Origin of the sequence: Kosakonia oryzae (assembly GCF_001658025.2) — a bacterium.
GTDB classification, from domain to species: Bacteria; Pseudomonadota; Gammaproteobacteria; order Enterobacterales; family Enterobacteriaceae; genus Kosakonia; species Kosakonia oryzae.
Window position 1 is genome coordinate 3698826 of the sequence record NZ_CP014007.2, and the last position, 21071, is coordinate 3719896.

At 56.2% G+C, this 21071-nt stretch carries 21 protein-coding genes and 1 riboswitch; of the genes, 12 read left to right on the forward strand and 9 right to left on the reverse strand.

The genetic code is table 11. The features are described from left to right. Position 1 precedes the first annotated feature (1 nt). Both moaB and moaA read right to left on the reverse strand, forming a co-directional pair. Positions 2-514 carry a molybdenum cofactor biosynthesis protein B gene (moaB, locus tag AWR26_RS17520; protein ID WP_064567731.1) on the reverse strand — a complete coding sequence of 171 codons (513 nt, stop codon included), beginning with the start codon at positions 512-514 and terminating at the stop codon, positions 2-4. A 17-nt stretch (positions 515-531) separates the two neighbouring features. After that, positions 532-1521 (reverse strand): GTP 3',8-cyclase MoaA, encoded by a 990-nt coding sequence (gene moaA / locus AWR26_RS17525; RefSeq protein WP_064567733.1) that lies wholly within the window; start codon positions 1519-1521, stop codon positions 532-534. Then, a riboswitch (molybdenum cofactor riboswitch) is annotated at positions 1509-1667 on the reverse strand. Its footprint overlaps the gene before it by 13 nt. 227 nt (positions 1668-1894) lie before the next feature. Here moaA and yvcK point away from each other — a divergent pair. The 4 genes from yvcK to pmrB all read left to right on the forward strand — a co-directional run bounded on the left by yvcK (position 1895) and on the right by pmrB (position 6351). Then, on the forward strand, positions 1895-2803 hold the full coding sequence (gene yvcK, locus AWR26_RS17530) for a uridine diphosphate-N-acetylglucosamine-binding protein YvcK (RefSeq protein WP_064567735.1): 909 nt from the start codon (positions 1895-1897) through the stop codon (positions 2801-2803). A gap of 105 nt (positions 2804-2908) precedes the next feature. Next, positions 2909-4552 (forward strand): phosphoethanolamine transferase EptA, encoded by a 1644-nt coding sequence (gene eptA, locus AWR26_RS17535; protein ID WP_064567737.1) that lies wholly within the window; start codon positions 2909-2911, stop codon positions 4550-4552. After that, positions 4549-5220, forward strand: a complete 672-nt coding sequence (gene pmrA, locus AWR26_RS17540) for a two-component system response regulator PmrA (RefSeq protein WP_043954179.1) — start codon at positions 4549-4551, stop codon at positions 5218-5220. The genes eptA and pmrA overlap by 4 nt, the downstream gene beginning before the upstream one ends. A gap of 3 nt (positions 5221-5223) precedes the next feature. Then, the gene (gene pmrB, locus AWR26_RS17545; protein WP_064567739.1) at positions 5224-6351 is read left to right on the forward strand and encodes a two-component system sensor histidine kinase PmrB; all 1128 of its coding nucleotides are present in this window, start codon (positions 5224-5226) and stop codon (positions 6349-6351) included. Between the two features lie 106 nt (positions 6352-6457). Here the strand turns inward: pmrB and uvrB are convergent, their stop codons facing one another. Further along, positions 6458-8479, reverse strand: coding sequence for an excinuclease ABC subunit UvrB (gene uvrB, locus AWR26_RS17550; protein WP_043954181.1), 2022 nt, complete (start codon positions 8477-8479; stop codon positions 6458-6460). A 412-nt stretch (positions 8480-8891) separates the two neighbouring features. Here uvrB and AWR26_RS17555 point away from each other — a divergent pair, with 412 nt between their 5' ends. Together AWR26_RS17555 and AWR26_RS17560 are read left to right on the forward strand one after the other, a co-directional pair. Continuing rightward, positions 8892-9218, forward strand: a complete 327-nt coding sequence (locus AWR26_RS17555; protein ID WP_071892738.1) for a hypothetical protein — start codon at positions 8892-8894, stop codon at positions 9216-9218. A gap of 13 nt (positions 9219-9231) precedes the next feature. Continuing rightward, a complete protein-coding gene (locus AWR26_RS17560; RefSeq protein ID WP_064567740.1) occupies positions 9232-9954 on the forward strand; it encodes an ABC transporter ATP-binding protein in 723 nt (240 codons plus the stop codon). Here the strand turns inward: AWR26_RS17560 and bioD are convergent. The 4 genes from bioD to bioB are packed head-to-tail and all read right to left on the reverse strand — an operon-like array spanning position 9896 to position 13538. Further along, positions 9896-10618: a dethiobiotin synthase gene (bioD, locus tag AWR26_RS17565; protein WP_064567743.1), complete on the reverse strand. Its 723-nt coding sequence runs from the start codon at positions 10616-10618 to the stop codon at positions 9896-9898. The two genes, AWR26_RS17560 and bioD, sit on opposite strands and share 59 nt — an antisense overlap. Continuing rightward, positions 10611-11360, reverse strand: coding sequence for a malonyl-ACP O-methyltransferase BioC (gene bioC / locus AWR26_RS17570; protein ID WP_064567744.1), 750 nt, complete (start codon positions 11358-11360; stop codon positions 10611-10613). Before bioC ends, bioD begins: the two co-directional genes overlap by 8 nt. Continuing rightward, positions 11347-12501, reverse strand: a complete 1155-nt coding sequence (gene bioF, locus AWR26_RS17575; RefSeq protein ID WP_064567746.1) for an 8-amino-7-oxononanoate synthase — start codon at positions 12499-12501, stop codon at positions 11347-11349. The genes bioC and bioF overlap by 14 nt, the downstream gene beginning before the upstream one ends. Then, on the reverse strand, positions 12498-13538 hold the full coding sequence (bioB, locus tag AWR26_RS17580) for a biotin synthase BioB (protein WP_064567748.1): 1041 nt from the start codon (positions 13536-13538) through the stop codon (positions 12498-12500). The genes bioF and bioB overlap by 4 nt, the downstream gene beginning before the upstream one ends. Positions 13539-13624: 86 nt before the next feature. Between bioB and bioA the strand changes: the two genes are divergently transcribed. The 5 genes from bioA to AWR26_RS17605 all read left to right on the forward strand — a co-directional run bounded on the left by bioA (position 13625) and on the right by AWR26_RS17605 (position 18193). Next, the gene (bioA, locus tag AWR26_RS17585; protein ID WP_064567750.1) at positions 13625-14911 is read left to right on the forward strand and encodes an adenosylmethionine--8-amino-7-oxononanoate transaminase; all 1287 of its coding nucleotides are present in this window, start codon (positions 13625-13627) and stop codon (positions 14909-14911) included. 36 nt (positions 14912-14947) lie between these two features. Beyond that, positions 14948-15424, forward strand: coding sequence for a kinase inhibitor (locus tag AWR26_RS17590; protein WP_064567752.1), 477 nt, complete (start codon positions 14948-14950; stop codon positions 15422-15424). Positions 15425-15427: 3 nt separating this feature from the next. Then, positions 15428-16279: an AraC family transcriptional regulator gene (locus AWR26_RS17595; RefSeq protein ID WP_064567754.1), complete on the forward strand. Its 852-nt coding sequence runs from the start codon at positions 15428-15430 to the stop codon at positions 16277-16279. A gap of 51 nt (positions 16280-16330) precedes the next feature. Further along, complete coding sequence (locus tag AWR26_RS17600; RefSeq protein WP_064567756.1) at positions 16331-16738, forward strand: DUF2000 family protein; 408 nt, start codon at positions 16331-16333, stop codon at positions 16736-16738. A 177-nt stretch (positions 16739-16915) separates the two neighbouring features. After that, positions 16916-18193 carry a putative acyl-CoA thioester hydrolase gene (locus AWR26_RS17605; RefSeq protein ID WP_064567758.1) on the forward strand — a complete coding sequence of 426 codons (1278 nt, stop codon included), beginning with the start codon at positions 16916-16918 and terminating at the stop codon, positions 18191-18193. Positions 18194-18251: 58 nt separating this feature from the next. Here the strand turns inward: AWR26_RS17605 and pgl are convergent, their stop codons facing one another. Next, positions 18252-19247 (reverse strand): 6-phosphogluconolactonase, encoded by a 996-nt coding sequence (gene pgl, locus AWR26_RS17610; protein WP_064567760.1) that lies wholly within the window; start codon positions 19245-19247, stop codon positions 18252-18254. 156 nt (positions 19248-19403) lie between these two features. On the opposite strand from pgl, the gene AWR26_RS17615 reads away from it, so the two are divergent. Then, complete coding sequence (locus tag AWR26_RS17615; protein WP_064567762.1) at positions 19404-20222, forward strand: pyridoxal phosphatase; 819 nt, start codon at positions 19404-19406, stop codon at positions 20220-20222. Positions 20223-20294: 72 nt separating this feature from the next. Here the strand turns inward: AWR26_RS17615 and AWR26_RS17620 are convergent, their stop codons facing one another. Then, positions 20295-21038: a MerR family transcriptional regulator gene (locus AWR26_RS17620; protein ID WP_064567765.1), complete on the reverse strand. Its 744-nt coding sequence runs from the start codon at positions 21036-21038 to the stop codon at positions 20295-20297. Between the last annotated feature and the right edge of the window lie 33 nt (positions 21039-21071).

The following is a 21071-nucleotide window of genomic DNA, read 5'->3' on the forward strand; positions in this document are numbered from 1 at the left end:
CTTACTTCTTAAGATGGGGATGGAAATTACACGGACGCGTGCGCGCATCAAGCTGCGGCGCAATGATATTTTCCCAGGCGGTTTGACAGGCTTTGGTCGAACCGGGCATGGCGAAAATCAGCGTTCTGTTGGCGATACCCGCCACCGCGCGGGACTGCAATGTCGCGGTGCCAATCTCTTCGAAGGAGAGCATGCGGAACACTTCGCCAAACCCTTCAACTTCGCGATCGAACAGCGGCAGCAGCGCTTCCGGCGCCTGATCGCCCTCGGTCAGCCCCGTGCCGCCGGTGATCAGCACCACTTGTACGTCGTCGCTGGCGATCCATGCGGAGACCTGCGCACGGATCGCGTAGCGGTTCTCTTTGACAATCGCTTTCGCCACCAGCTTATGACCGGCATCGTGCGCAGCGTCGCGCAGCCAGTGACCGGAGGTATCATCCTCTTCGCCACGACGGTTTGAGACCGTCAAAATAGCAAGCCTGAGCGGAATAAATTCAGCGCTGACCTGGCTCATCTCATTCTCCTTGCGGCTTAGCCGCCAATGTATGAAAGGTTTTGCGTAATGCCCGTGTTGCCATCATGCAGGAAGTGCGTCTGCTTTTTATGCGTCAGCGCGACGGCAATGCGTTGCTCCAGCAGCGTTTGCTGCGCATCGGCCTGCATCAAGTCGCGCAGATTCACGCCGCCATCGCCGAACAGGCATAAATGCAGTTTGCCCGTGGAGGAGACGCGCAGGCGGTTGCAACTGGCGCAGAAATCTTTTTCATACGGCATGATAAGACCGATTTCACCGACGTAATCCGGGTGGCAGAATACCTGCGCCGGGCCGTCGCTGCGCTGGCGCAACTGGTGGATCCAGCCACGTTTGAGCAGCGCGTCGCGCAGCACCATGCCGGAAATGTGATGATTGCGGAACAGCTCGCTGCCCTCGCCGGTCTCCATCAATTCGATAAAACGCAACTGGATGGGACGCGATTTGATCCACGCCAGAAAGGTGTCGAGCTGGTGATGATTTACATCGCGCATCAGCACGGTGTTCACTTTGACTTTGGCAAAACCGGCGGCAAACGCGGCGTCGATGCCGTCCATCACCTGGCGGAATTTATCCTGCCCGGTAATTGCATGAAACTGGCGGGCATCGAGGCTGTCGACGCTGACATTGATGGCGGTAAGCCCGGCATCACGCCACAGCGCAACGTCGCGAGCCAGCCGATAACCGTTGGTTGTTACCGCGATCTGGCGAATAGCAGAGTTTTCATGGACAGCGGCGATGATGTCGGGGAAATCCCGGCGCAGTGACGGTTCTCCGCCCGTCAGCCGCACTTTTTCGGTGCCCATGGCGCTGAAAGCGCGCGTGACACGGCGAATTTCATCGACGCTGAGAAAGCCATTGTTGTTGACGCCGCCCGGCTTGTAACCGTCCGGCAGGCAGTAGGTGCAACGAAAGTTGCACACATCCGTGATCGACAAACGCAAGTAATAGAACTTACGCGCGAACGCATCAGTAAGTTGTGAGGCCATGTACACCTTTCCAAATACGGGAGATGCAGTCATTTCTTCCTGCACCCTGGCAGCGAAAACCGTCGCCGGTTTTGCTACGGCCAAATCGTCATATTTCACGATAAACCGGAAACGTAGACGAAGAGGCTAGAGTGTATGTTTTGTCAGTAACGCTAAAATTGCTTAAGGCGATAGTAGCGCGGGAGAATCCTTTTCGCCATCATGAATATCGCTATATATTTTTATATATAGCGCAATGATCGTGCGCTTTCGCTACAGAGTACGAGAAAATCGCGTATTTGCATTGATACGTGTCATTTTCCACTCAGCGAGGCATCGTCTTTTGGTGGTATTTAGGCTAACGTAGCGCGGTAAATCTTACTAAGGAATCACTATGCGTAATCGCACACTGGCAGATCTGGATCGTGTTGTCGCACTCGGCGGCGGGCATGGTCTGGGGCGTGTGATGTCTTCGCTTGCGTCGCTGGGATCGCGTCTCACGGGCATTGTAACCACTACCGATAATGGTGGTTCTACCGGGCGAATTCGCCGCTCAGAAGGCGGCATTGCCTGGGGCGATATGCGCAACTGTTTGAACCAATTAATCACCGAGCCAAGCGTCGCCTCGGCGATGTTTGAGTATCGTTTTAGCGGCAATGGCGAACTTTCCGGGCATAACCTCGGAAATCTGATGTTAAAAGCGCTGGATCACCTGAGCGTGCGGCCTTTAGAGGCCATTAATTTAATTCGTAATTTATTAAAAGTGGATGCCTTTTTAATTCCCATGTCGGAACAGCCTGTCGATTTAATGGCCACCGACAGTGAAGGGCATCAGGTGTATGGCGAAGTGAATATCGACCAGCTCCATGCGCCGATTGAGGAATTAATGTTGTTTCCCAGGGTATCTGCCACCCGGGAAGCCATACAGGCGATTGCCGAAGCGGATTTGATTCTCATCGGTCCCGGCAGCTTTTACACCAGTCTGCTGCCGCTGTTGCTGCTGGAAGAGTTAGCTCAGGCGCTGCGCCGCACGCCCGCGCCCGTTGTGTTTATCAGCAATCTGGGGAAAGAACTCAGCCCCGCAGCCGCCAACCTGTCCCTCGCCGAAAAACTGGCCATTATGGAACAATATGTCGGCAGAAAGATTATCGATGCCGTGGTGGTCGGGCCGAAAGTGAATGTCAGCGCCGTGACTGAAAGATTAATTATTCAGGAAGTGCTGGAAGCCGGCGATATTCCCTATCGCCACGATCGTCATCTGTTGCGCGCCGCGCTGGAAAAGGCGGTACAACAACTGGGTTAGCTTTTCAGCGGCCATTTTTAGCCGCCGCTGGATTACTTAATTTCTTAAGGTTGTCTTAAAAAACGCCTGTCAGCATAGCGCTACTTTCCTTTACTGGACCAGAGAATACGTATGCTTCCCCTTCGTCGGCCGGCGTTAAGCCGTCTTCAGTTTATTATTCTGTTTGCACTCTATATTGCGCTGGCGCTGAATATCGTTTTCTACCATCAGGCTTTTACGCTATTACCGGTAAACTCGCTGCGTAACTGGCTGGTGTTTCTGTCAATGCCGGTGGTGGCGTTCAGTGTGATCAATATCGTGCTGTCGCTGGCGTCATTCCTCTTTCTTGAACGCCCGCTGATCACAGTGTTTGTGCTGGTCAGTGCGGCAGCGCAATATTTTATTTCGACCTTTGGCATCGTCATTGACCGCTCGATGATCACCAATATTCTCGACACCACGCCGGCGGAAAGTTTCGCCCTGATGTCGACAAAAATGGTGCTGACGATTTTGCTGACGGCCATTGTGCCGGTACTCATTGCCTGGTTTATTAAAATTAAACCGGCGCAATCAGCGCTGCGCAGCATCACGTATCGCGCAGTCAGTATCGTTATTTCTGCGCTGCTTATCGTGCTGGTAGCGCTGCTATTTTATAAAGATTACGCCTCGCTGTTCCGCAATAATAAAGAGCTGGTGAAATCTCTCAGCCCGTCCAACTCTATTGTGGCGTCTCTGTCCTGGTATTCCCATAATCGCATGGATAATTTGCCGCTGGTGCGTATTGGCGAAGATGCTCAGCAACGCCCGGAAATGAAAAATGGTCCGCATAAGAACCTGACCATCCTGATCGTGGGTGAAACGTCCCGCGCGGCGAATTTCTCGCTTGGCGGTTATGATCGCGAAACTAACCCGCTGTTAAAACAGGATAATGTTATTTACTTCCCGAACGCGACTTCCTGCGGCACCGCCACCGCTGTCTCGGTGCCGTGCATGTTTTCGGGGATGACGCGGGAACATTACGACGATCAGCTTGCCCATCATCAGGAAGGGTTGCTGGATATTATCCAACGCGCCGGCATTCAGGTTTTGTGGAATGAAAATGACGGCGGTTGTAAAGGCGCCTGCGATCGCGTGCCGCACCAGGATATGACGCAATTAAACCTGCCGGAATATTGCATTAAGGGCGAATGCCAGGATGAGATCCTATTCCACGATCTCGCCAGCTATATCGACAAATTACAGGGCGACGGCATTATCGTTTTACATACCATTGGTAGCCACGGGCCGACTTATTACAACCGTTATCCGGCGCAGTTCCGCAAATTTACGCCAACCTGTGATACCAACGAAATTCAGGGCTGCTCACAGCAGCAATTAGTAAATACCTACGACAATACCATTTTGTATATCGACTATATTGTTGATAAAGCGATTAAATTATTGCAATCCAAACAGGACAGATTTACCACCAGTCTGGTTTATCTCTCCGATCATGGTGAATCGTTGGGTGAAAATGGCGTTTATTTGCACGGTCTGCCTTATTCCATCGCACCGGAAACACAAAAACATATTCCGATGCTGATCTGGTTGTCCGACGACTACCAGAAACGTTACGGCGTGAATAACCAGTGTCTGCAAAAAAATGCGCGGGAGAAGGCGGTTTCACAGGACAACCTCTTCCCGACAATGTTGGGTATACTGGGGGTCAGCACGAAAGAGTACCGTGCTGAAGACGATATTTTAACGTCTTGCCGGGAGCAGGCGAAATGAAGATTCTGGTGGTTGAAGACGATGCTCTGCTGTTGCAGGGGTTGATTCTGGCGATGCAAAGCGAAGGATATGCCTGCGATGGCGTATCCACCGCGCACGAAGCGGTGTTGTGCCTGGCGAACGGCCACTACAGCCTGATCGTGCTCGATCTTGGTCTGCCCGATGAAGACGGTTTACATCTGCTCGCCCGTTTGCGGCGCGAAAAATATACCCAGCCAGTGCTGATTCTCACCGCCCGCGATACGTTGGAAGATCGCGTCGCCGGGCTGGATACCGGCGCGGATGACTATCTGGTCAAACCCTTCGCACTGGATGAACTGAATGCCCGCATCCGCGCGCTGCTGCGCCGTCATCATAATCAGGGTGATAACGAAATCACCCACGGTAATCTGACGCTGAATGTCACCCGCCGCCAGGCGTGGCTGGACAACCAGTTGCTGGATCTGACGCCGAAAGAGTACGCCCTGCTTTCGCGCCTGATGCTGAAAGCCGACAGTCCGGTGCACCGGGAAATTCTCTATAACGATATCTACAACTGGGACAACGAGCCCTCGACCAATACGCTGGAAGTACATATTCATAATCTGCGCGACAAAATCGGCAAGTCGCGCATCCGTACTGTCCGCGGGTTTGGCTACATGCTGGTTCAGCCGCAACACCGGGAGTAATCAATGGCGTTTTTCAATTTCAGCCACTGGAGCATGCGCCGCCGTTTGCTGCTGACCATCGGCGGGATTCTGGTGTTTTGCCAGTTGGTCAGTGTGTTCTGGCTGTGGCATGAAAGTGAAGAGCAGATCCAGTTACTGGTGCAGGCGGCGCTCCACAACCATAACAACCGTAAACATGTTGAACATGAAGTTCGCGAGGCGGTCGCCAGCCTGCTGGTGCCAAGCCTGCTGATTATCGGGATGGCGTTGCTGCTTTGTATGCAGGCGGTCAAAGCCATTACCCGCCCGTTGCTGGAGTTGCAGGAAGAGCTTAATAAACGTACGCCGAACAACCTGCAACCGATTACGTTAAACAACAGCGTCAGCGAAGTGGAAGCTGTTACAACATCAATTAACGACCTCGTCTCGCGGCTGACGCTCACGCTGGATCGCGAGCGATTATTTACAGCAGACGTGGCGCATGAGCTACGCACGCCGCTGGCCGGGCTGCGGTTGCACCTGGAGCTGATGGCAAAAACCAACGGCATCAACGTCGAGCCATTGGTACAGCGGCTCGAACAGATGACGGAAAACATTGCGCAGTTGTTGCTGCTTGCCCGCGTCGGTCAGTCTTTTTCGGCAGGCAGTTACCAGCAGGTACAGCTGATGGCCGACGTGGTGGCACCCATTCGCAGCGAGCTGGAAACTATGCTCGCCGCGCGCAAGCAAACGCTGGAGGTGCCGGAAATTGACGCCGATATTGCCGTCTCCGGCGATGCCACGCTGTTAAGGCTGCTGGTGAGAAATCTGGTGGAGAACGCGTACCGCTATAGCCCGGAAGGTTCGGTCATTACGATACGCATCGAACCGGCTGCTACGCCAGTGCTGGCCGTGGAGGATGAAGGCCCGGGCATTGATGAGAGCCGCAGCGGAGAACTGAGCAAAGCGTTTGTTCGCATGGATAGCCGTTACGGCGGAACCGGGCTGGGATTAAGCATTGTGTCACGCATCGCGCAGCTTCATGACGCACAGTTCTTTTTGCACAATCGCCTGACGCAATCCGGAGTGCGGGCGTGGATTAAATTTCTTCCGACCGCCCGCCATTTGCCATCAGTAACTCAGCACCCACAGATGAGCGAAACCGATCACTAATGCCAGTGCGAAGGCGACGGCTAAAAATTCACGAACGTTAAACTGCTGCATGACACTGCCCTCCAGAATAGTGGGGGCAGTGTGTCAGGAGTAGGTTAAGCAAACATTAAGATGCGACAATAAACAGTTCACGTAACTGGTGCAGTTGATCGCGTACCTGCGCCGCCTCTTCGAATTCCAGATTCTGCGCATGCTGCATCATCAGCCCTTCCAGCTCGTGGATTTTCTGTTGCAGCGCTTTCGGCGTCAGCGCCAGTTCTGCCGCTTCCACCTGCGCCGGGGTGCGGGTTTTGCCACGCCCTTTCGCACGCGTTTTCGCCAGCCCTTCGCCCATCGCCAGAATATCCACCACCTTCTTGTTCAGGCCCTGTGGCGTTATGCCGTGCTTGACGTTATAGGCGTGCTGTTTTTCACGGCGACGTTCGGTTTCTCCGATCGCTTTCGCCATCGACGGTGTGATCTTATCGCCGTACAGAATCGCTTTCCCGTTGATGTTACGCGCCGCGCGGCCAATGGTCTGAATCAGTGAACGCTCCGAACGCAGGAAGCCCTCTTTGTCCGCATCCAGAATCGCCACCAGCGACACTTCCGGCATATCCAGCCCTTCGCGCAGCAGGTTGATGCCCACCAGCACATCAAACTCGCCAAGACGCAGGTCGCGGATAATTTCCATACGTTCAACCGTATCAATATCCGAGTGCAAATAACGCACCCGCTCACCGTGCTCTTCCAGATATTCGGTGAGATCTTCCGCCATCCGCTTGGTCAACGTCGTCACCAGCACGCGCTCGTTAATGGCCGCGCGGATGCGAATTTCCGACAGCAGATCGTCAACCTGCGTAGCGACCGGGCGCACTTCGATGATGGGATCCAGCAAACCTGTCGGACGAACGACCTGGTCAATCACTTCATCGCCGGATTTCTCCAGCTCGTAATTGCCCGGCGTCGCCGAAACATAGATAGACTGTGGTGCCAGCGCTTCAAACTCTTCAAATTTCAGCGGACGGTTATCCAGCGCCGACGGCAGACGGAAACCATACTCCACCAGCGTCTCTTTACGCGCCCGGTCGCCACGGAACATCCCGCCGATTTGCGGGATGGTGACGTGGGATTCGTCGATCACTAACAGGCCATCGGCTGGCAGGTAATCGAACAGCGTCGGCGGCGGTTCGCCAGGGCCGCGTCCGGAGAGATAGCGCGAGTAGTTTTCAATGCCGGAGCAGTAGCCCAGCTCGTTCATCATCTCCAGATCGAACTGCGTGCGCTGGCTGAGACGCTGCTCTTCCAGCAGCTTATTGTTCGCCAGCAGCGTTTTGCGCCGTTCTGCCAGCTCATCTTTGATCTCTTCCATCGCCTGCACGATACGTTCGCGCGGCGTCACGTAGTGCGTTTTCGGGTAGATGGTAAAGCGCTGAACCGTCGATTCCACATGTCCGGTGAGCGGGTCAAACAGCGACAAACGTTCTACTTCTTCATCGAACAACTCCACGCGCAGCGCCAGGTCATCCGATTCCGCCGGGAAGATATCAATCACCTCCCCACGCACGCGAAACGTCCCGCGCTGGAAAGCCTGATCGTTGCGGGTGTACTGAAGCTCTGCCAGACGACGCAGAATCGAACGCTGGTCGATAATCATGCCGTTGGTCAGATGGAGCATCATTTTCAGGTAGAGATCCGGATCGCCCAGACCATAGATGGCCGAAACGGACGCCACAACCACCACATCACGGCGTTCCAGCAGCGCCTTCGTCGCTGAAAGACGCATCTGCTCGATATGCTCGTTCACCGAGGCATCTTTTTCGATAAAGGTGTCCGAACTGGGCACATAGGCTTCCGGCTGGTAGTAGTCATAGTAGGAGACGAAATACTCCACCGCGTTTTCCGGGAAGAACTCCTTCATTTCGCCATACAGCTGCGCCGCCAGCGTTTTGTTCGGCGCCAGCACCATCGTCGGGCGTTGCAGATCGGCAATAACATTGGCAATGGTAAACGTCTTACCCGAGCCGGTAACCCCCAGCAGCGTCTGGTGCGCGAGGCCGTCTTCCAGACCTTCCTTAAGCCGACGAATCGCCTCAGGCTGGTCGCCGGAGGGGCGAAAAGCAGAATTCAGTTTGAACGGTTTACTCATGAACGGCTACCTGGTGAAGGAATGAGCGGGCAGGTAACATATTTTACTCACCCTGTTCACTTTTGCCAATAAATAATACTGGATGAAAAAACAGTGGCGGGTTAGCTGATCTGGTCTACCCGCGATAAGGAAATGCGTTTCCGCGTTAAATTTTCTCCCCGACAAGATAAAACACCAGACCCGCAGGGTTATCCCCAGGAATCTTCACTTTTTAACAATTGTCAAGCCGCACCTTGAAAGTTTTGTGGCAACCGGTGACACTTTTCTTACAACCATTGATTTTATATAACCAATTGATAAGTAATAACTAATTTAAAAAGCCGGGTTTCGCACCAATTCAGACGCAAGCCGCGTCCTCTCTCGCTTGCCGCATGTTTTCTAACTCTAATACACAAGGTTATCCACAGGAATAGTGGATAACTGCCGCCAGCCCGTATACCCCGCCAGCCGACAAATTCCCAACAAGACCCAATCGCTGTTCGTTAAAAAATTTTTATCACTTCTTTTTGCTCATTATCAGCTAAACAAAGACGTCATCCTCATGAGATACCCATCACAAATTGTCATTTTGCTGCACCACAATCCAACACTGGTAGCACTGGCAAAGTGCAGGATATTTACCTGCGTTCTCTCTCTCCTGCATGTTAAACGGCAGTTTTATCAGCCTCATCCGAAAAAAAAGCCTTTTTTTCGCTTCTGGCAAGCCTTTTGCAATATGGAAGGGTCACCAGAGCCGTAAGAAGGAGCGGACAATGTTGAGCTTACGCGCAGTAAACCAGTACTACGGTAATCAGCATACGTTATGGAATGTTGATCTTGATTTAACCCCGGGCGTCTGTAATTCGATCATCGGCATGCCTGGAATGGGCAAAACGACGCTGATAAATTGCATTTCCGGTTATTTGCCCATTGAGAGCGGCAGCATGATTTGGCAGGAAGCCGGCGCACCACCGCGCGATCTGCTGAATATTCAGGCAGAGCACCGCAGCGCGATGGGCATTGGCTATGTGCCGCAGGACCGGCGCATCTTTTCGCAATTGACCGTGGAGGAGAATCTGCATATTGCCATGCGTGCTGTCAGCGAACCGGGAAGCGTCATGGGTCGCGATATTTACGATCTGTTCCCGGAGCTGTATACGCTGCGCCCGGTACGTGGCGCAGAACTGTCAGAGGATAACCAGCAACAACTGGCGATGGCGCGTGCGCTGGTCACCCGCCCGCGATTACTCCTGCTTGATGAGCCGACACGCGGGCTGGGCCAGGCGTTTATCCATAAACTCGGCAACCTGATTGTGCGGCTGAATCAGGAGTTCGGCATGACCATTTTACTGGCCGAGCAGCATCTCTCATTCATTCGCCGGGTTGCCGACCGTTTTTGTCTGTTGCATCGGGGGCGCAACGTCGCGCAGGGCGATGTCAGACAACTGGATGATCAGATGCTGTCACACTGGATGACACGGGAGTCAGTACGCTGAGATCGAGAAAATGGCCTGTTTTTTCTTTTTCGGGCGCGTGAGCAAACCAGGGGATTTCACCGATTAGTGGAGCCTGCATCACGCGCCGCAGCGTCGCCATATACTCCCGATGACGCGCGCCCGGTGCCACCACATCGTTAGCAATCCATCCTGCCAGCCTTAATCCAGCCTGGCGTACCGCCTGCGCTGTCAGCATGGCATGGTTGATACAGCCCAATTTCACGCCTACCACCAGAATCACCGGCAACTGCTCCTGGATAACCCAGTCCGCATAGGTGAACGTTTCTGAAAGCGGAGTAAACCAGCCGCCCGCCCCTTCTACCAGCAGCCATTCTGCTTGCGCCTCCAGCGTGCGTAACCCGGCAGACATCACGGTGGCATCAATCGGTTCGCCCAGATCGGCGCTGACAATATGCGGCGAGGTCGGTTCCGCGAAGGTATAAGGGTTCACGGTTTTATAATCCAGCGGCAGACTGCTGTGATGCTGCAACGCCAGCGCGTCGCTATTACGCAGCCCCTGCGCCGTCATTTCGCTACCGGAAGCAACCGGTTTATACCCTGCGCTGCGCAAACCGCGCAGATTTGCCGCCTGTAGCAGCGCGCAGCTGGCGACGGTTTTCCCTACTTCTGTATCCGTGCCGGTGACAAAATAGCGTTCAATCACGCGTGATAACTCCCCAAAAAAGATGATACGTCAGGGGATATTTCCCCTGCTGCTGCGGCCAGGCGAGTTGCAGACGCTGCAGTTTGCCCCGCGTCAGCCCCTGCTGCCTGCCGTCGTGTAAATGTGTCGCGCCAATGCCTTTCAGCGACCGCAGCGCGCGGGCAGCGTCATCAAAGTGCAAGGTGATGCTCTCAACACCGCTGCGTAGCGACCAGCCCGCTAAAGCCTGCTCGATTGCCGGAAGGGATAAAAAGCGATTGGCATGCGGCCGGTCGTCCACCGCCTGCCAGGCCTGATTCAATTCTGGCAACGAGGCTTCCACCAGCGTGGTAAATGCCACAAGGCCGCCGGGTTGCGTCACTCGACAGAGTTCATTGATGGCCTGGCATAAATCATCACACCACTGCACGGCGAGATTGCTCCACACCAGTGGGAACTGAGCATCCGCCAGCGGCAGCGCCTCGATATCCCCCAGCAGATAGCGATCGGCGCTCTGCTGACGGCGCGCTTCATCCAGCATGGTGGCCGAGAGATCCAACGCCGTCACGCTACTGCCCAGACCACGCCAGTAACGGCTCATGGCACCGGGGCCGCAGCCGGCATCGAGCACCTGCGCCGGGGTGATTTCACCCAGTTGCGTCAGCAGCAGATCGGCGCTCAGCCGCTGCAATGCGTCGTGGTGGGCGTAACTTTGCGCCGCACGGCCAAATGCAGCGGCAACGGCGCGTTTATTCACCGCCATATAACGCCTCCAGCAGACTATCAATATCTTCCGCCTGGTGAGCCGCCGTCAGCGTCAGGCGCAGGCGCGCGGTACCCGGCGGTACGGTCGGCGGACGGATCGCTGTCACCCAGCAACCCTGCTGACGCAGACGCTCCGCCAGACGCAGGGCGCGCGCGTTATCACCGACGATCAGCGGCTGAATGGCGCTCTCTGAATCTGCCAGCGTCATCGGCAGTTGCGCAGCACCGTGGCGAAAACGCGCGATCAGCGCCGCCAGTGTTGCCCGGCGTTGCTCGCCTTCATCACTGCGGATCACCCGCAATGCCGCGCTGAGCGCTATTGCCTGCGCCGGTGGCATTGCGGTGCTGTAAATCAGATGACGGGCGAATTGCAGCAGATAGTCGGCAACCGTTTCGCTGCACAGCACCGCCGCGCCGCTGACGCCGAAGCCTTTGCCGAAGGTGACAATCAATATCTCCGGTTTAATGCCATGCAGATGGCAACTGCCGCGCCCCTGCTCGCCCACCACGCCGGTGCCGTGCGCGTCGTCAACCATCAGCCACGCCTGCGCCTCGCCTGCCGCCTGGGCGATTTCCCCCAGCGGCGCGCTGTCGCCATCCATACTGAAAATGCCTTCGGTGACCACCAGTTGCTGGCCGTCAATGGGCTTTGCCAGTAGCGTTCGCATCTGCGCCACATCGTTGTGCGCAAAACGTCGCAACTGCGCCGGACTGTGGCTGGCCGCTTCCAGCAACGACGCGTGGCTCAGCTTGTCGGCGACAATGCGATCCTCTTTGCCGGTCAGTGCGGCGATCGCCGCCTGGTTGGCGGAAAAGCCAGAGATAAACAGCAGCGCACGCGGATAGCCCAGCCATTCGGCCAGCTCGCTTTCCAGCGCCTGATGCGCCACGGTGTGGCCGCTGACGTGCCCCGAACCGCCGCTGCCCACGCCGTAGCGTTCCGCGCCCTGTTGCCAGGCACGCACCACCGCCGGATGCTGGCTTAAGCCGAGGTAATCATTGCTGGAGAAGTTGCAAAAACGCCGCTCACCGACCGTCAGCCAACGCCCTGCGCCTTGCGCCACCGTCTGTCGCGAGCGCAGGGCATCTGCCGCGCGGCGTTCGCTCAACGCGGCATCAATGCGTTGTTGCCAGCTCATAGCGCTGCCGCGTTGTAGAATTGCTCCGTGTCGGCGTGCAGCAGTTGCTGCTCAATCTGCTGTTGCTGTTCGTTATCGCCATTCAGCACTTCCGTCTGCTGCGGGTTCAGCCCCAGTTTGCGGAACAGTTGCAGATCTTTATCCTCTTCCGGGTTCGGCGTGGTCAGCAGTTTACAGCCGTAGAAAATGGAGTTCGCCCCGGCCATAAAACACATTGCCTGGGTCTGTTCGTTCATCTGTTCGCGACCGGCAGAAAGGCGCACGTGGGAAGTGGGCATCATGATGCGAGCAATGGCGATGGTGCGGATAAAATCGAAGGCATCAACATCCTCGTTATCAGCCAGCGGCGTGCCTTTGACCTTCACCAGCATGTTAATCGGCACGCTCTCCGGCGGCGTGGGCAGGTTCGCCAGTTGCAGCAGCAGACCGGCGCGATCTTTCACCGTTTCTCCCAGCCCGACGATGCCGCCCGAGCAGACTTTGATCCCGGCTTCGCGCACTTTATCCAGCGTGTCGAGACGCTCCTGGTAGGTGCGGGTGGTGATGATATTGCCGTAGAACTCCGGCGAGGTATCGAGGTTGTGGTTGTAGTAATCCAGCCCGGCGCTGGCAAGGCGCTGCGCCTGGTTTTCATTCAGCGTGCCGAGCGTCATACAGGCTTCCATCCCCATCGCTTTGACCCCTTCAACCATTTTTTCAAGGTAGGGCATGTCGCGATCGTGCGGGTTTTTCCAGGCTGCGCCCATACAGAAACGCGTTGATCCGGCGAGCTTCGCCTGGCGCGCGGATTCCAGCACCTGTTCCACTTCCATCAGCCGCTCGGATTCCAGCCCGGTTTTGTAGCGCGCGCTCTGCGGGCAATATTTGCAATCTTCCGGGCAGGCGCCGGTCTTGATCGACAGCAGCGTACTGACCTGAACCTGGCGCGGATCAAAATGCTGACGGTGAACCTGCTGCGCCTCGAACAGCAGTTCAAGGAGCGGTTTTTCAAACAGATCGGTAACTTGCGACATTGTCCAGCGTGCGTGGTGAGCCATCGGGCGTCTCCAAAGGGTGTTGTTAATTTTTGATTCGGTGTAGACTCGTAAACCTAAAACTTTTTAATTTGGTTTACAAGTCGATTATGACCGCAGACGATCTCGCTTTTGACCAGCGCCATATCTGGCACCCGTATACATCAATGACCTCTCCCCTGCCGGTTTACCCGGTGCAATCCGCACAAGGCTGCGAGCTTCACCTCAGCAGCGGCGAACGGCTGGTGGATGGCATGTCCTCCTGGTGGGCGGCGATTCATGGCTATGGTCATCCGGCGCTGAATGCGGCGATGAAAGCGCAGATTGATGCGGTTTCGCATGTGATGTTCGGCGGCATAACGCATCAACCGGCGATCGACCTCTGTCGCAAGCTCATCGCGATGACGCCCGGGGCACTGGAGTGTGTGTTCCTGGCTGATTCCGGCTCGGTGGCCGTGGAAGTGGCAATGAAGATGGCGTTGCAGTACTGGCAGGCAAAAGGTGAAGCGCGACAGCGTTTTCTCACCTTCCGCAACGGCTACCACGGCGATACCTTTGGCGCAATGTCGGTCTGCGATCCGGACAACTCCATGCACAGCTTGTGGAAGGGCTATTTGCCGGAGAACCTGTTTGCGCCTGCGCCACAAAGCCGCTTCGACGGTGAATGGGACGAGCTTGATATGGTGGCGTTTGCCCGGCTGATGGCGGCGCATCGCCATGAGATCGCGGCAGTGATCCTCGAACCCATCGTGCAGGGCGCGGGCGGCATGCGCTTGTATCACCCGGAGTGGCTAAAACGCATACGCAAGATGTGCGATCGTGAAGGCATTTTGCTGATTGCTGACGAAATTGCCACGGGCTTTGGCCGCACCGGCAAACTGTTTGCCTGCGAACATGCAGCGATCACGCCGGATATTCTGTGCCTGGGGAAAGCGCTGACCGGCGGCACGATGACGCTCTCCGCCACCCTGACCACGCGCCAGGTCGCCGAAACCATCAGCAACGGCGAAGCGGGCTGCTTTATGCACGGCCCGACATTTATGGGCAACCCGCTGGCCTGCGCGGCAGCCACCGCCAGCCTGACGCTACTTGAGAGCGGCGCATGGCGCGAGCAGGTTGCGGCCATTGAAGCCCAGCTCAAAGAAGGACTCGCTCCTGCGGCGCAAGCCGCCACGGTGGCAGACGTTCGCGTGCTCGGCGCGATTGGCGTGGTGGAAACCCGCTCGCCGGTAAATATGGCGGCGCTACAGCGTTTCTTCGTTGAACAAGGCGTGTGGATCCGGCCCTTTGGCAAGCTCATCTACCTGATGCCGCCGTACATCATTACGCCAGAGCAGTTGTCGCAACTGACCGGCGCGGTGAATCGTGCCGTTGCGCGCAGCGATCTGTTCGCATAGGCTACACTTCAGCCTGAACGAACAGAGGAGCTCGTAATGAAGCTTATCAGTCACGATTTACGCGACGGCGAAAAACTGCCGCATCGCCATGTGTTTAACGGCATGGGCTACGATGGCGACAACCTCTCGCCGCATCTGGCATGGGACGATGTTCCTGCCGGAACCAAAAGTTTTGTCGTCACCTGCTATGACCCGGATGCGCCGACCGGCTCCGGCTGGTGGCACTGGGTTGTCGCCAATCTACCTGCCGACACGCGCGTTCTGCCGCAGGGTGCCGGTTCCGGCGTCGCTGAATTGCCGGAAGGCGCGATTCAGACGCGCACCGATTTCGGCAAAGCCGGTTACGGCGGCGCTGCGCCGCCGAAAGGCGAAACCCATCGCTACATCTTTACCGTCTACGCGCTGGATGTGGATCATCTGGAGGTGGATGAAAATGCCAGCGGTGCGATGGTCGGTTTTAACGTCCATTTCCATAAACTCGCCAGCGCCAGCATTACGGCGATGTTCAGCTAATTCATGTGCGCGCAACGTAGTGCATCCGGCGACTGGGTGGATTTTCGCCGCGAGCAGGAAACCGGCATTGAGAGCGTCAGCGCCCACTTCACCGGGCACGCCTACGATCCGCACGATCATGATGAAATGCTGGTGGGCGTGACCCAGCAGGGCGTGCAGCGTTTTAACTGCCACCGCGAGTTGCATACCAGCCGCCCCGGCCGCGCGATTTTGATTGAGCCGGGCGCGGTGCATGACGGACATGCGCCGGACGAAAATGGCTTCACCTATGTGATGCTTTACCTGCCGCAACAGTGGGTCACCACCATGCTGCAACAGCGCGGACACAGAGACGTATCGCAAATCGAAGCGGCCTTTCGTAACACCCTGACCGATGACAACATGCTGATCCACGCCATTCAGCAGGCATTTTTTGCCATTCATCACCATGAAGGCCGCCTCGCCCGCGATCAGAGTCTGGATCATCTTATGAAGCTGCTCACCCGCCATATTGATGGCAAAACAGCCCTGCCGCCGGATGAAACCGTGCTGCGTATGCAGCAGGTGAAAGAGATGCTGCATGACCAGATGGCGGACGATATCGGGCTGGACGCGCTTTCGGCGCACTGCGGTATTGACCGTTTTCGCCTGAGCAGACAATTTCAGAAAGCCTTTGGCCAGACGCCGCACGCGTATCTGGTGCGCCTGCGCTTGCGCACCGCCAGAGCCTTGCTGGCGCACGGGCTGGAACCCGCGCAGGTGGCGGCGCAGGTGGGTTTTGCCGATCAAAGCCACCTTGGCCGATGGTTCCAGCGCGCGTATCGCCTCTCTCCCGCCGCCTTCCAGCGCCAGTGCACAAACGTTCTATCCCGCTGAATGCGCTTCTCCGAAGATGGGCTTTTTACGACAGACGGAGAAGAAAAACGCATGTTTGATACCAAAGTTGCCCTTGTGGTACGTGACGATTTGGAAAGCTGGCAACGGTTGAATGTGGTGGCGTTTCTCGCCACCGGCGTGGTCTCTGCTGCGCCGGAGGTGCTGGGTGAACCCTATGTGGATGCCGCCGGGCGCCGCTACGAGCGCATTGCCGGGCAGCCGATGCTGATTTTCGCCGGTACGCTGGCCGATTTGCAGCGTACCCACCGCAAAGGGCTGGAGCGGGACGTGACGGTTGTGCCGTATGTGGAAGCGATGTTCTCTACCGGCAATGATGACGCTAACCGCGCCGTGTTTCAGCAGGAAGATGCGGATGCGATGAACCTGGTCGGCATTGCCCTGCGCGGGCCGAAAAAAGCCATCGATAAAGTGATCAAAGGCCTCGCCCTGCATCCTTAATTTCCCCTCCCGCCGGGGCCTTTGCGCGGCGGGAATTTCCCCATCCGCCAAATAACGGTCACTTTCGCTCACTTACCGCTGACTTTTTTCGATTTTGGCTTCCCGTTTCGCTCAACTTAGTATAAAAAAGCAGGCTTTGACGCAACCCTTTCAACTTTGCATAGTCTGGAGCACGCTTTGAACACATCATCGGTTTCCCGTCTGGCGCTGGCGCTCGCTTTTGGCGTGACACTGACCGCCTGTAGCTCAACCCCGCCGGCTGAACGTCCCTCTGAACAGAAAGCACCGGGCACGACGTCGCGTCCGATCCTCAGTGCGGGCGAAGCGAAAAACTTCGTGGCGGATCGCTACTTCACCTCGCTGACGCCGGACGGCGCGGTATGGAAACCGGTGTCGATTCGTCTGCCGGAAAAAGCGGACTTCGTGGTTGGCCCGGCTGGGACTCCAGGCGTAACGCATACCACTATTCAGGCTGCGGTAGACGCGGCAATCAACAAGCATGCCAGCGATCGTCAATATATCGCAGTGATGCCGGGCGAGTATGAAGGCACGGTGTATGTCCCTGCCGCCTCGGGCAGCGTGACCATTTACGGTACCGGCGAGAAAGCGCTGGACGTAAAAATCGGTATGGCGATTGACTCTGAAATCGACCCGAACAGCTGGCGTCGTCTGGTCAATCCATCAGGCAAATATATGCCGGGTAAACCTGCCTGGTACATGTTCGATAACTGCCAGAGCAAACGCGCTGCAACGGTCGGTGTAATGTGTTCTGCGGTTTTCTGGTCACAGAACAACGGCCTGCAATTGCAGAACCTGACCATTGAAAACACGCTGGGCGACAGTGTTGATGCGGGCAACCACCAGGCGGTAGCGTTGCGCAGCGACGGCGATAAAGTGCAGATCAACAACGTCAACATTCTGGGTCGCCAGAACACCTTCTTTGTCACCAACAGCAGCGTGGACAACACCCTGCGTAGCGATCGCCAGACCCGTACGCTGGTGACCAACAGCTACCTCGAAGGGGATGTGGATATCGTTTCTGGTCGCGGCGCGGTGGTGTTTGATAACACCGATTTCCGCGTAGTGAACTCACGCACGCAGAAAGAAGGCTACGTCTTCGCCCCGGCGACGCTCTCTAACCTGTACTACGGCTTCCTCGCCGTGAACAGCCGCTTTACCGGCAACGGCGTGGCGCAGCTCGGCCGTTCACTGGATGTTGATGGCAACACCAACGGTCAGGTCGTTATCCGCGACAGCGTAATTAATGAAGGCTTTAACGTCGCTAAACCATGGGCAGATGCTGCGGTTTCTGGCCGTGCATACGCAGGCAATGTCGGCGTGGTGGATGATAAAGGCAATGTACAGCGCGAGCTGAACAACCCGCAGTTCAACCGTATGTGGGAGTTCAACAACCGCGGCGTGGGCAGCCAGGTTGTCGCTGAGCCGAAGAAGTAATTCTGCGGTAATAAAAAACCTCGCCACGGCGAGGTTTTTTTATGGCTGACGTTCGGTATCAGAAGGCGTTAACAACCACCCACATCGGCCCCTGACCTACTGCATAGCGCGCTTTCTCGGTCAGCAACCCCTGCTCACCGGTGATTTCATATAGCGCAATGTGATGCGATTTCTGCCCGGCCGCGATCAAATATTTACCGCTCTTATCAATGTTGAAACCGCGCGGCTGTGTTTCCGTCGGCTGGAAACCTTCCAGCGACAGCACGCTGCCATCTTCCGAGACACTGAAAATGGTCAGCACGCTGGCGGTACGATCGCAGGTATAAAGGTGGCGACCATCCGGCGTGATATGAATATCTGCCGCCCAACGGGTATCGGTAAAATCTGGCGGCATAATATCCAGCGTCTGTACGCACTCGATTTTGCCGTGTACATCGCTCAACTGCCAGACATCAACGGAGCTGTTCAGCTCATTCACGCAATAGCCGAAACGCGCGTTCGGATGGAACACCATATGACGCGGACCTGCGCCTTCCACGGTGGTCACTTCCGCCGGATTTTGCGCCGTCAGATTGCCGTCATCCGCCAGCGTGAACAGGCAGATGCGATCCTGCTTCAACGCCGGAACCCACAGCGTACGGTTGTCCGGAGAGATGTTCGCCGAGTGGCACCCTTCCAGCCCTTCCACGACATCAACGTTCTGCGTCGGAATACCGTCTTCCAGGCGCGTCACGCTGACGCTGCCCGCATTGTAAGAGGCGCTGAACAGGAAGCGGCCGCTGTGATCGGTGGAAATATGCGTCGGGCTGCCCGGCAACGGCGCTTCCGCCGCAAGCGTCAGCGCACCGTCGTCAGGGGCGATACGGTAAGCGATAACGCGAAATTCAGGGCGAACGCCCACGTAGAGGTAACGTTTGTCCGGGCTGACCACCATCGGCTGAACCTGACCCGGCACATCAACGACCTGAACCAGCGTCAGGGTGCCTTCAGAATTCAAACGCCAGACGTGGATCTGCTGACTCTCCGGACTTGCGGTATAAACGGTTTGTTTCATGAACACTCCTTTCCTCTAATTCTTATTTGCGTTAAGTAACCAGGATAGCCTTTTTTCTGGCTTGCTGCTGATTTTCTGCGCCAGATTTTGCGCATCCGGCGACGCGGTGTACCATGCCCGGACGCAAAAATTTCAACATCGACCACGGAATTTGTTATGACTTCGCGAGTTATTGCTCTGGATTTAGACGGTACGCTACTGACACCGAAAAAAACGCTTCTGCCCTCATCTATTGAAGCGTTGGCCCGCGCAAAAGCGGCAGGACATCAACTCATCATCGTCACCGGTCGGCATCATGTTGCCATCCACCCTTTTTATCAGGCACTGGCGCTGGATACACCTGCAATTTGTTGTAATGGCACTTATTTGTATGATTATCACGCAAAAAAAGTACTCTCTGCCGATCCACTGCCGGTGCCACAAGCGCAACAATTGATTACTCAGCTTAACGAGCATGGCATTCATGGCCTGATGTATGTCGATAACGCCATGCTGTACGAGAAACCCACCGGCCATGTGCTGCGCACCAACAACTGGGCGCAATCGCTGCCGCCAGAGCAACGCCCGGTTTTCCAGCAAGTGGCATCGCTGAGCAGCGCGGCGCAGGAAGTGCAAGCCATCTGGAAGTTCGCGCTCACCGATGAAGATACGCAAAAGCTGAAGGATTTCGCCCACCACATTGAGCAGACGCTGGGGCTGGAATGTGAATGGTCATGGCACGATCAGGTCGATATTGCCCGCGCCGGAAACAGCAAAGGCAAACGCCTGGCCGAATGGGTGGCGTCACAAGGTTTGTCGATGCAGAACGTGGTGGCGTTTGGCGATAATTATAACGATATCAGCATGCTGGAAGCGGCTGGCGTGGGCGTGGCGATGGGGAATGCCGACGATGCAGTCAAAGCGCACGCCGATGTGGTGATTGGCGACAATACCGTCGACAGCATTGCCAGCTTTATCTACAAAGAGCTGCTGTGATCGACCCGTTACCGTCCGGGCTGTTGAAAATGTGCTTCAGCCCGAAAGCTCAGCGCATTGTTTTGCAAGCGATCAGGGAAGTTTCGTCTCGGGATGAATGGCGACAGTGAACCCCTGATTGCGCCAGTGCGTCAGTTGCTGCAACTGACTGCGCGTCAGCGGTTTTCCTGTCCAGACGAAAAGCTGCTGGCCGGGGAAGAACTCCGGGCGTGGGGAATCGAGCGGTTCGGCAAGCACGTGAATGCGCCAGCCCTGCTGAGAAAGCCGCCAGGCTTCCAGCCACAAGCGCGTTCGATCGTGATTGTCCCAGGCCACCAGCAGCGCCGCTTTCGCCGCCGGCGAACGGGCCTGTGCGATAGCCGCGGCGGCATATTCAATCAGCACGCCATCCAGCAAACTGAGCATAACGCGTGCGGTATTAGGATCGAGGCTCATGCGCTGCCTGACCGGCATGACAATATCCTCAATAAACTGCTCTGCGGAGTATTGCTGCGCCAGCGTGGTTAGCGTTGTCTGCAAACGGTCAGGATTGACCTGCCGAAGCGTGGACATCATCTCTTCCTGCACCGATGTCCATCCGGCCTGGCCTGCCAGCTTGTTCTCATCGAGCAACGCTTTCACTTTACTGACGGACACGCCGCTCTCGATCCAGCGTTTGATCTCTTCAATACGCTGAATGTCGGACTCATCAAATTGACGGTGCCCGCCTTCGCTGCGCTGTGGCCTTAACAAACCATAACGACGTTGCCATGCACGCAGTGTGACCGGGTTAATGCCGCATCGCTCGGCAACCTCGCCAATGCTGTAAAATGCCATGGACTTCCTCTACTGGTAACGCCGGTTTACTCG

Coding starts and splice junctions, on each gene's coding strand:
- AWR26_RS17560 (WP_064567740.1), top strand. CDS start 9,232: ATGTTGAGCTTACGCGCAGTAAACCAGTACTACGGTAATCAGCATACG.
- pgl (WP_064567760.1), bottom strand. CDS start 19,247: ATGAAACAAACCGTTTATACCGCAAGTCCGGAGAGTCAGCAGATCCAC.
- bioB (WP_064567748.1), bottom strand. CDS start 13,538: ATGGCTCACCACGCACGCTGGACAATGTCGCAAGTTACCGATCTGTTT.
- moaA (WP_064567733.1), bottom strand. CDS start 1,521: ATGGCCTCACAACTTACTGATGCGTTCGCGCGTAAGTTCTATTACTTG.
- moaB (WP_064567731.1), bottom strand. CDS start 514: ATGAGCCAGGTCAGCGCTGAATTTATTCCGCTCAGGCTTGCTATTTTG.
- bioC (WP_064567744.1), bottom strand. CDS start 11,360: ATGGCGGTGAATAAACGCGCCGTTGCCGCTGCATTTGGCCGTGCGGCG.
- bioA (WP_064567750.1), top strand. CDS start 13,625: ATGACCGCAGACGATCTCGCTTTTGACCAGCGCCATATCTGGCACCCG.
- AWR26_RS17590 (WP_064567752.1), top strand. CDS start 14,948: ATGAAGCTTATCAGTCACGATTTACGCGACGGCGAAAAACTGCCGCAT.
- uvrB (WP_043954181.1), bottom strand. CDS start 8,479: ATGAGTAAACCGTTCAAACTGAATTCTGCTTTTCGCCCCTCCGGCGAC.
- AWR26_RS17600 (WP_064567756.1), top strand. CDS start 16,331: ATGTTTGATACCAAAGTTGCCCTTGTGGTACGTGACGATTTGGAAAGC.
- bioF (WP_064567746.1), bottom strand. CDS start 12,501: ATGAGCTGGCAACAACGCATTGATGCCGCGTTGAGCGAACGCCGCGCG.
- AWR26_RS17615 (WP_064567762.1), top strand. CDS start 19,404: ATGACTTCGCGAGTTATTGCTCTGGATTTAGACGGTACGCTACTGACA.
- pmrB (WP_064567739.1), top strand. CDS start 5,224: ATGGCGTTTTTCAATTTCAGCCACTGGAGCATGCGCCGCCGTTTGCTG.
- pmrA (WP_043954179.1), top strand. CDS start 4,549: ATGAAGATTCTGGTGGTTGAAGACGATGCTCTGCTGTTGCAGGGGTTG.
- AWR26_RS17620 (WP_064567765.1), bottom strand. CDS start 21,038: ATGGCATTTTACAGCATTGGCGAGGTTGCCGAGCGATGCGGCATTAAC.
- AWR26_RS17595 (WP_064567754.1), top strand. CDS start 15,428: ATGTGCGCGCAACGTAGTGCATCCGGCGACTGGGTGGATTTTCGCCGC.
- yvcK (WP_064567735.1), top strand. CDS start 1,895: ATGCGTAATCGCACACTGGCAGATCTGGATCGTGTTGTCGCACTCGGC.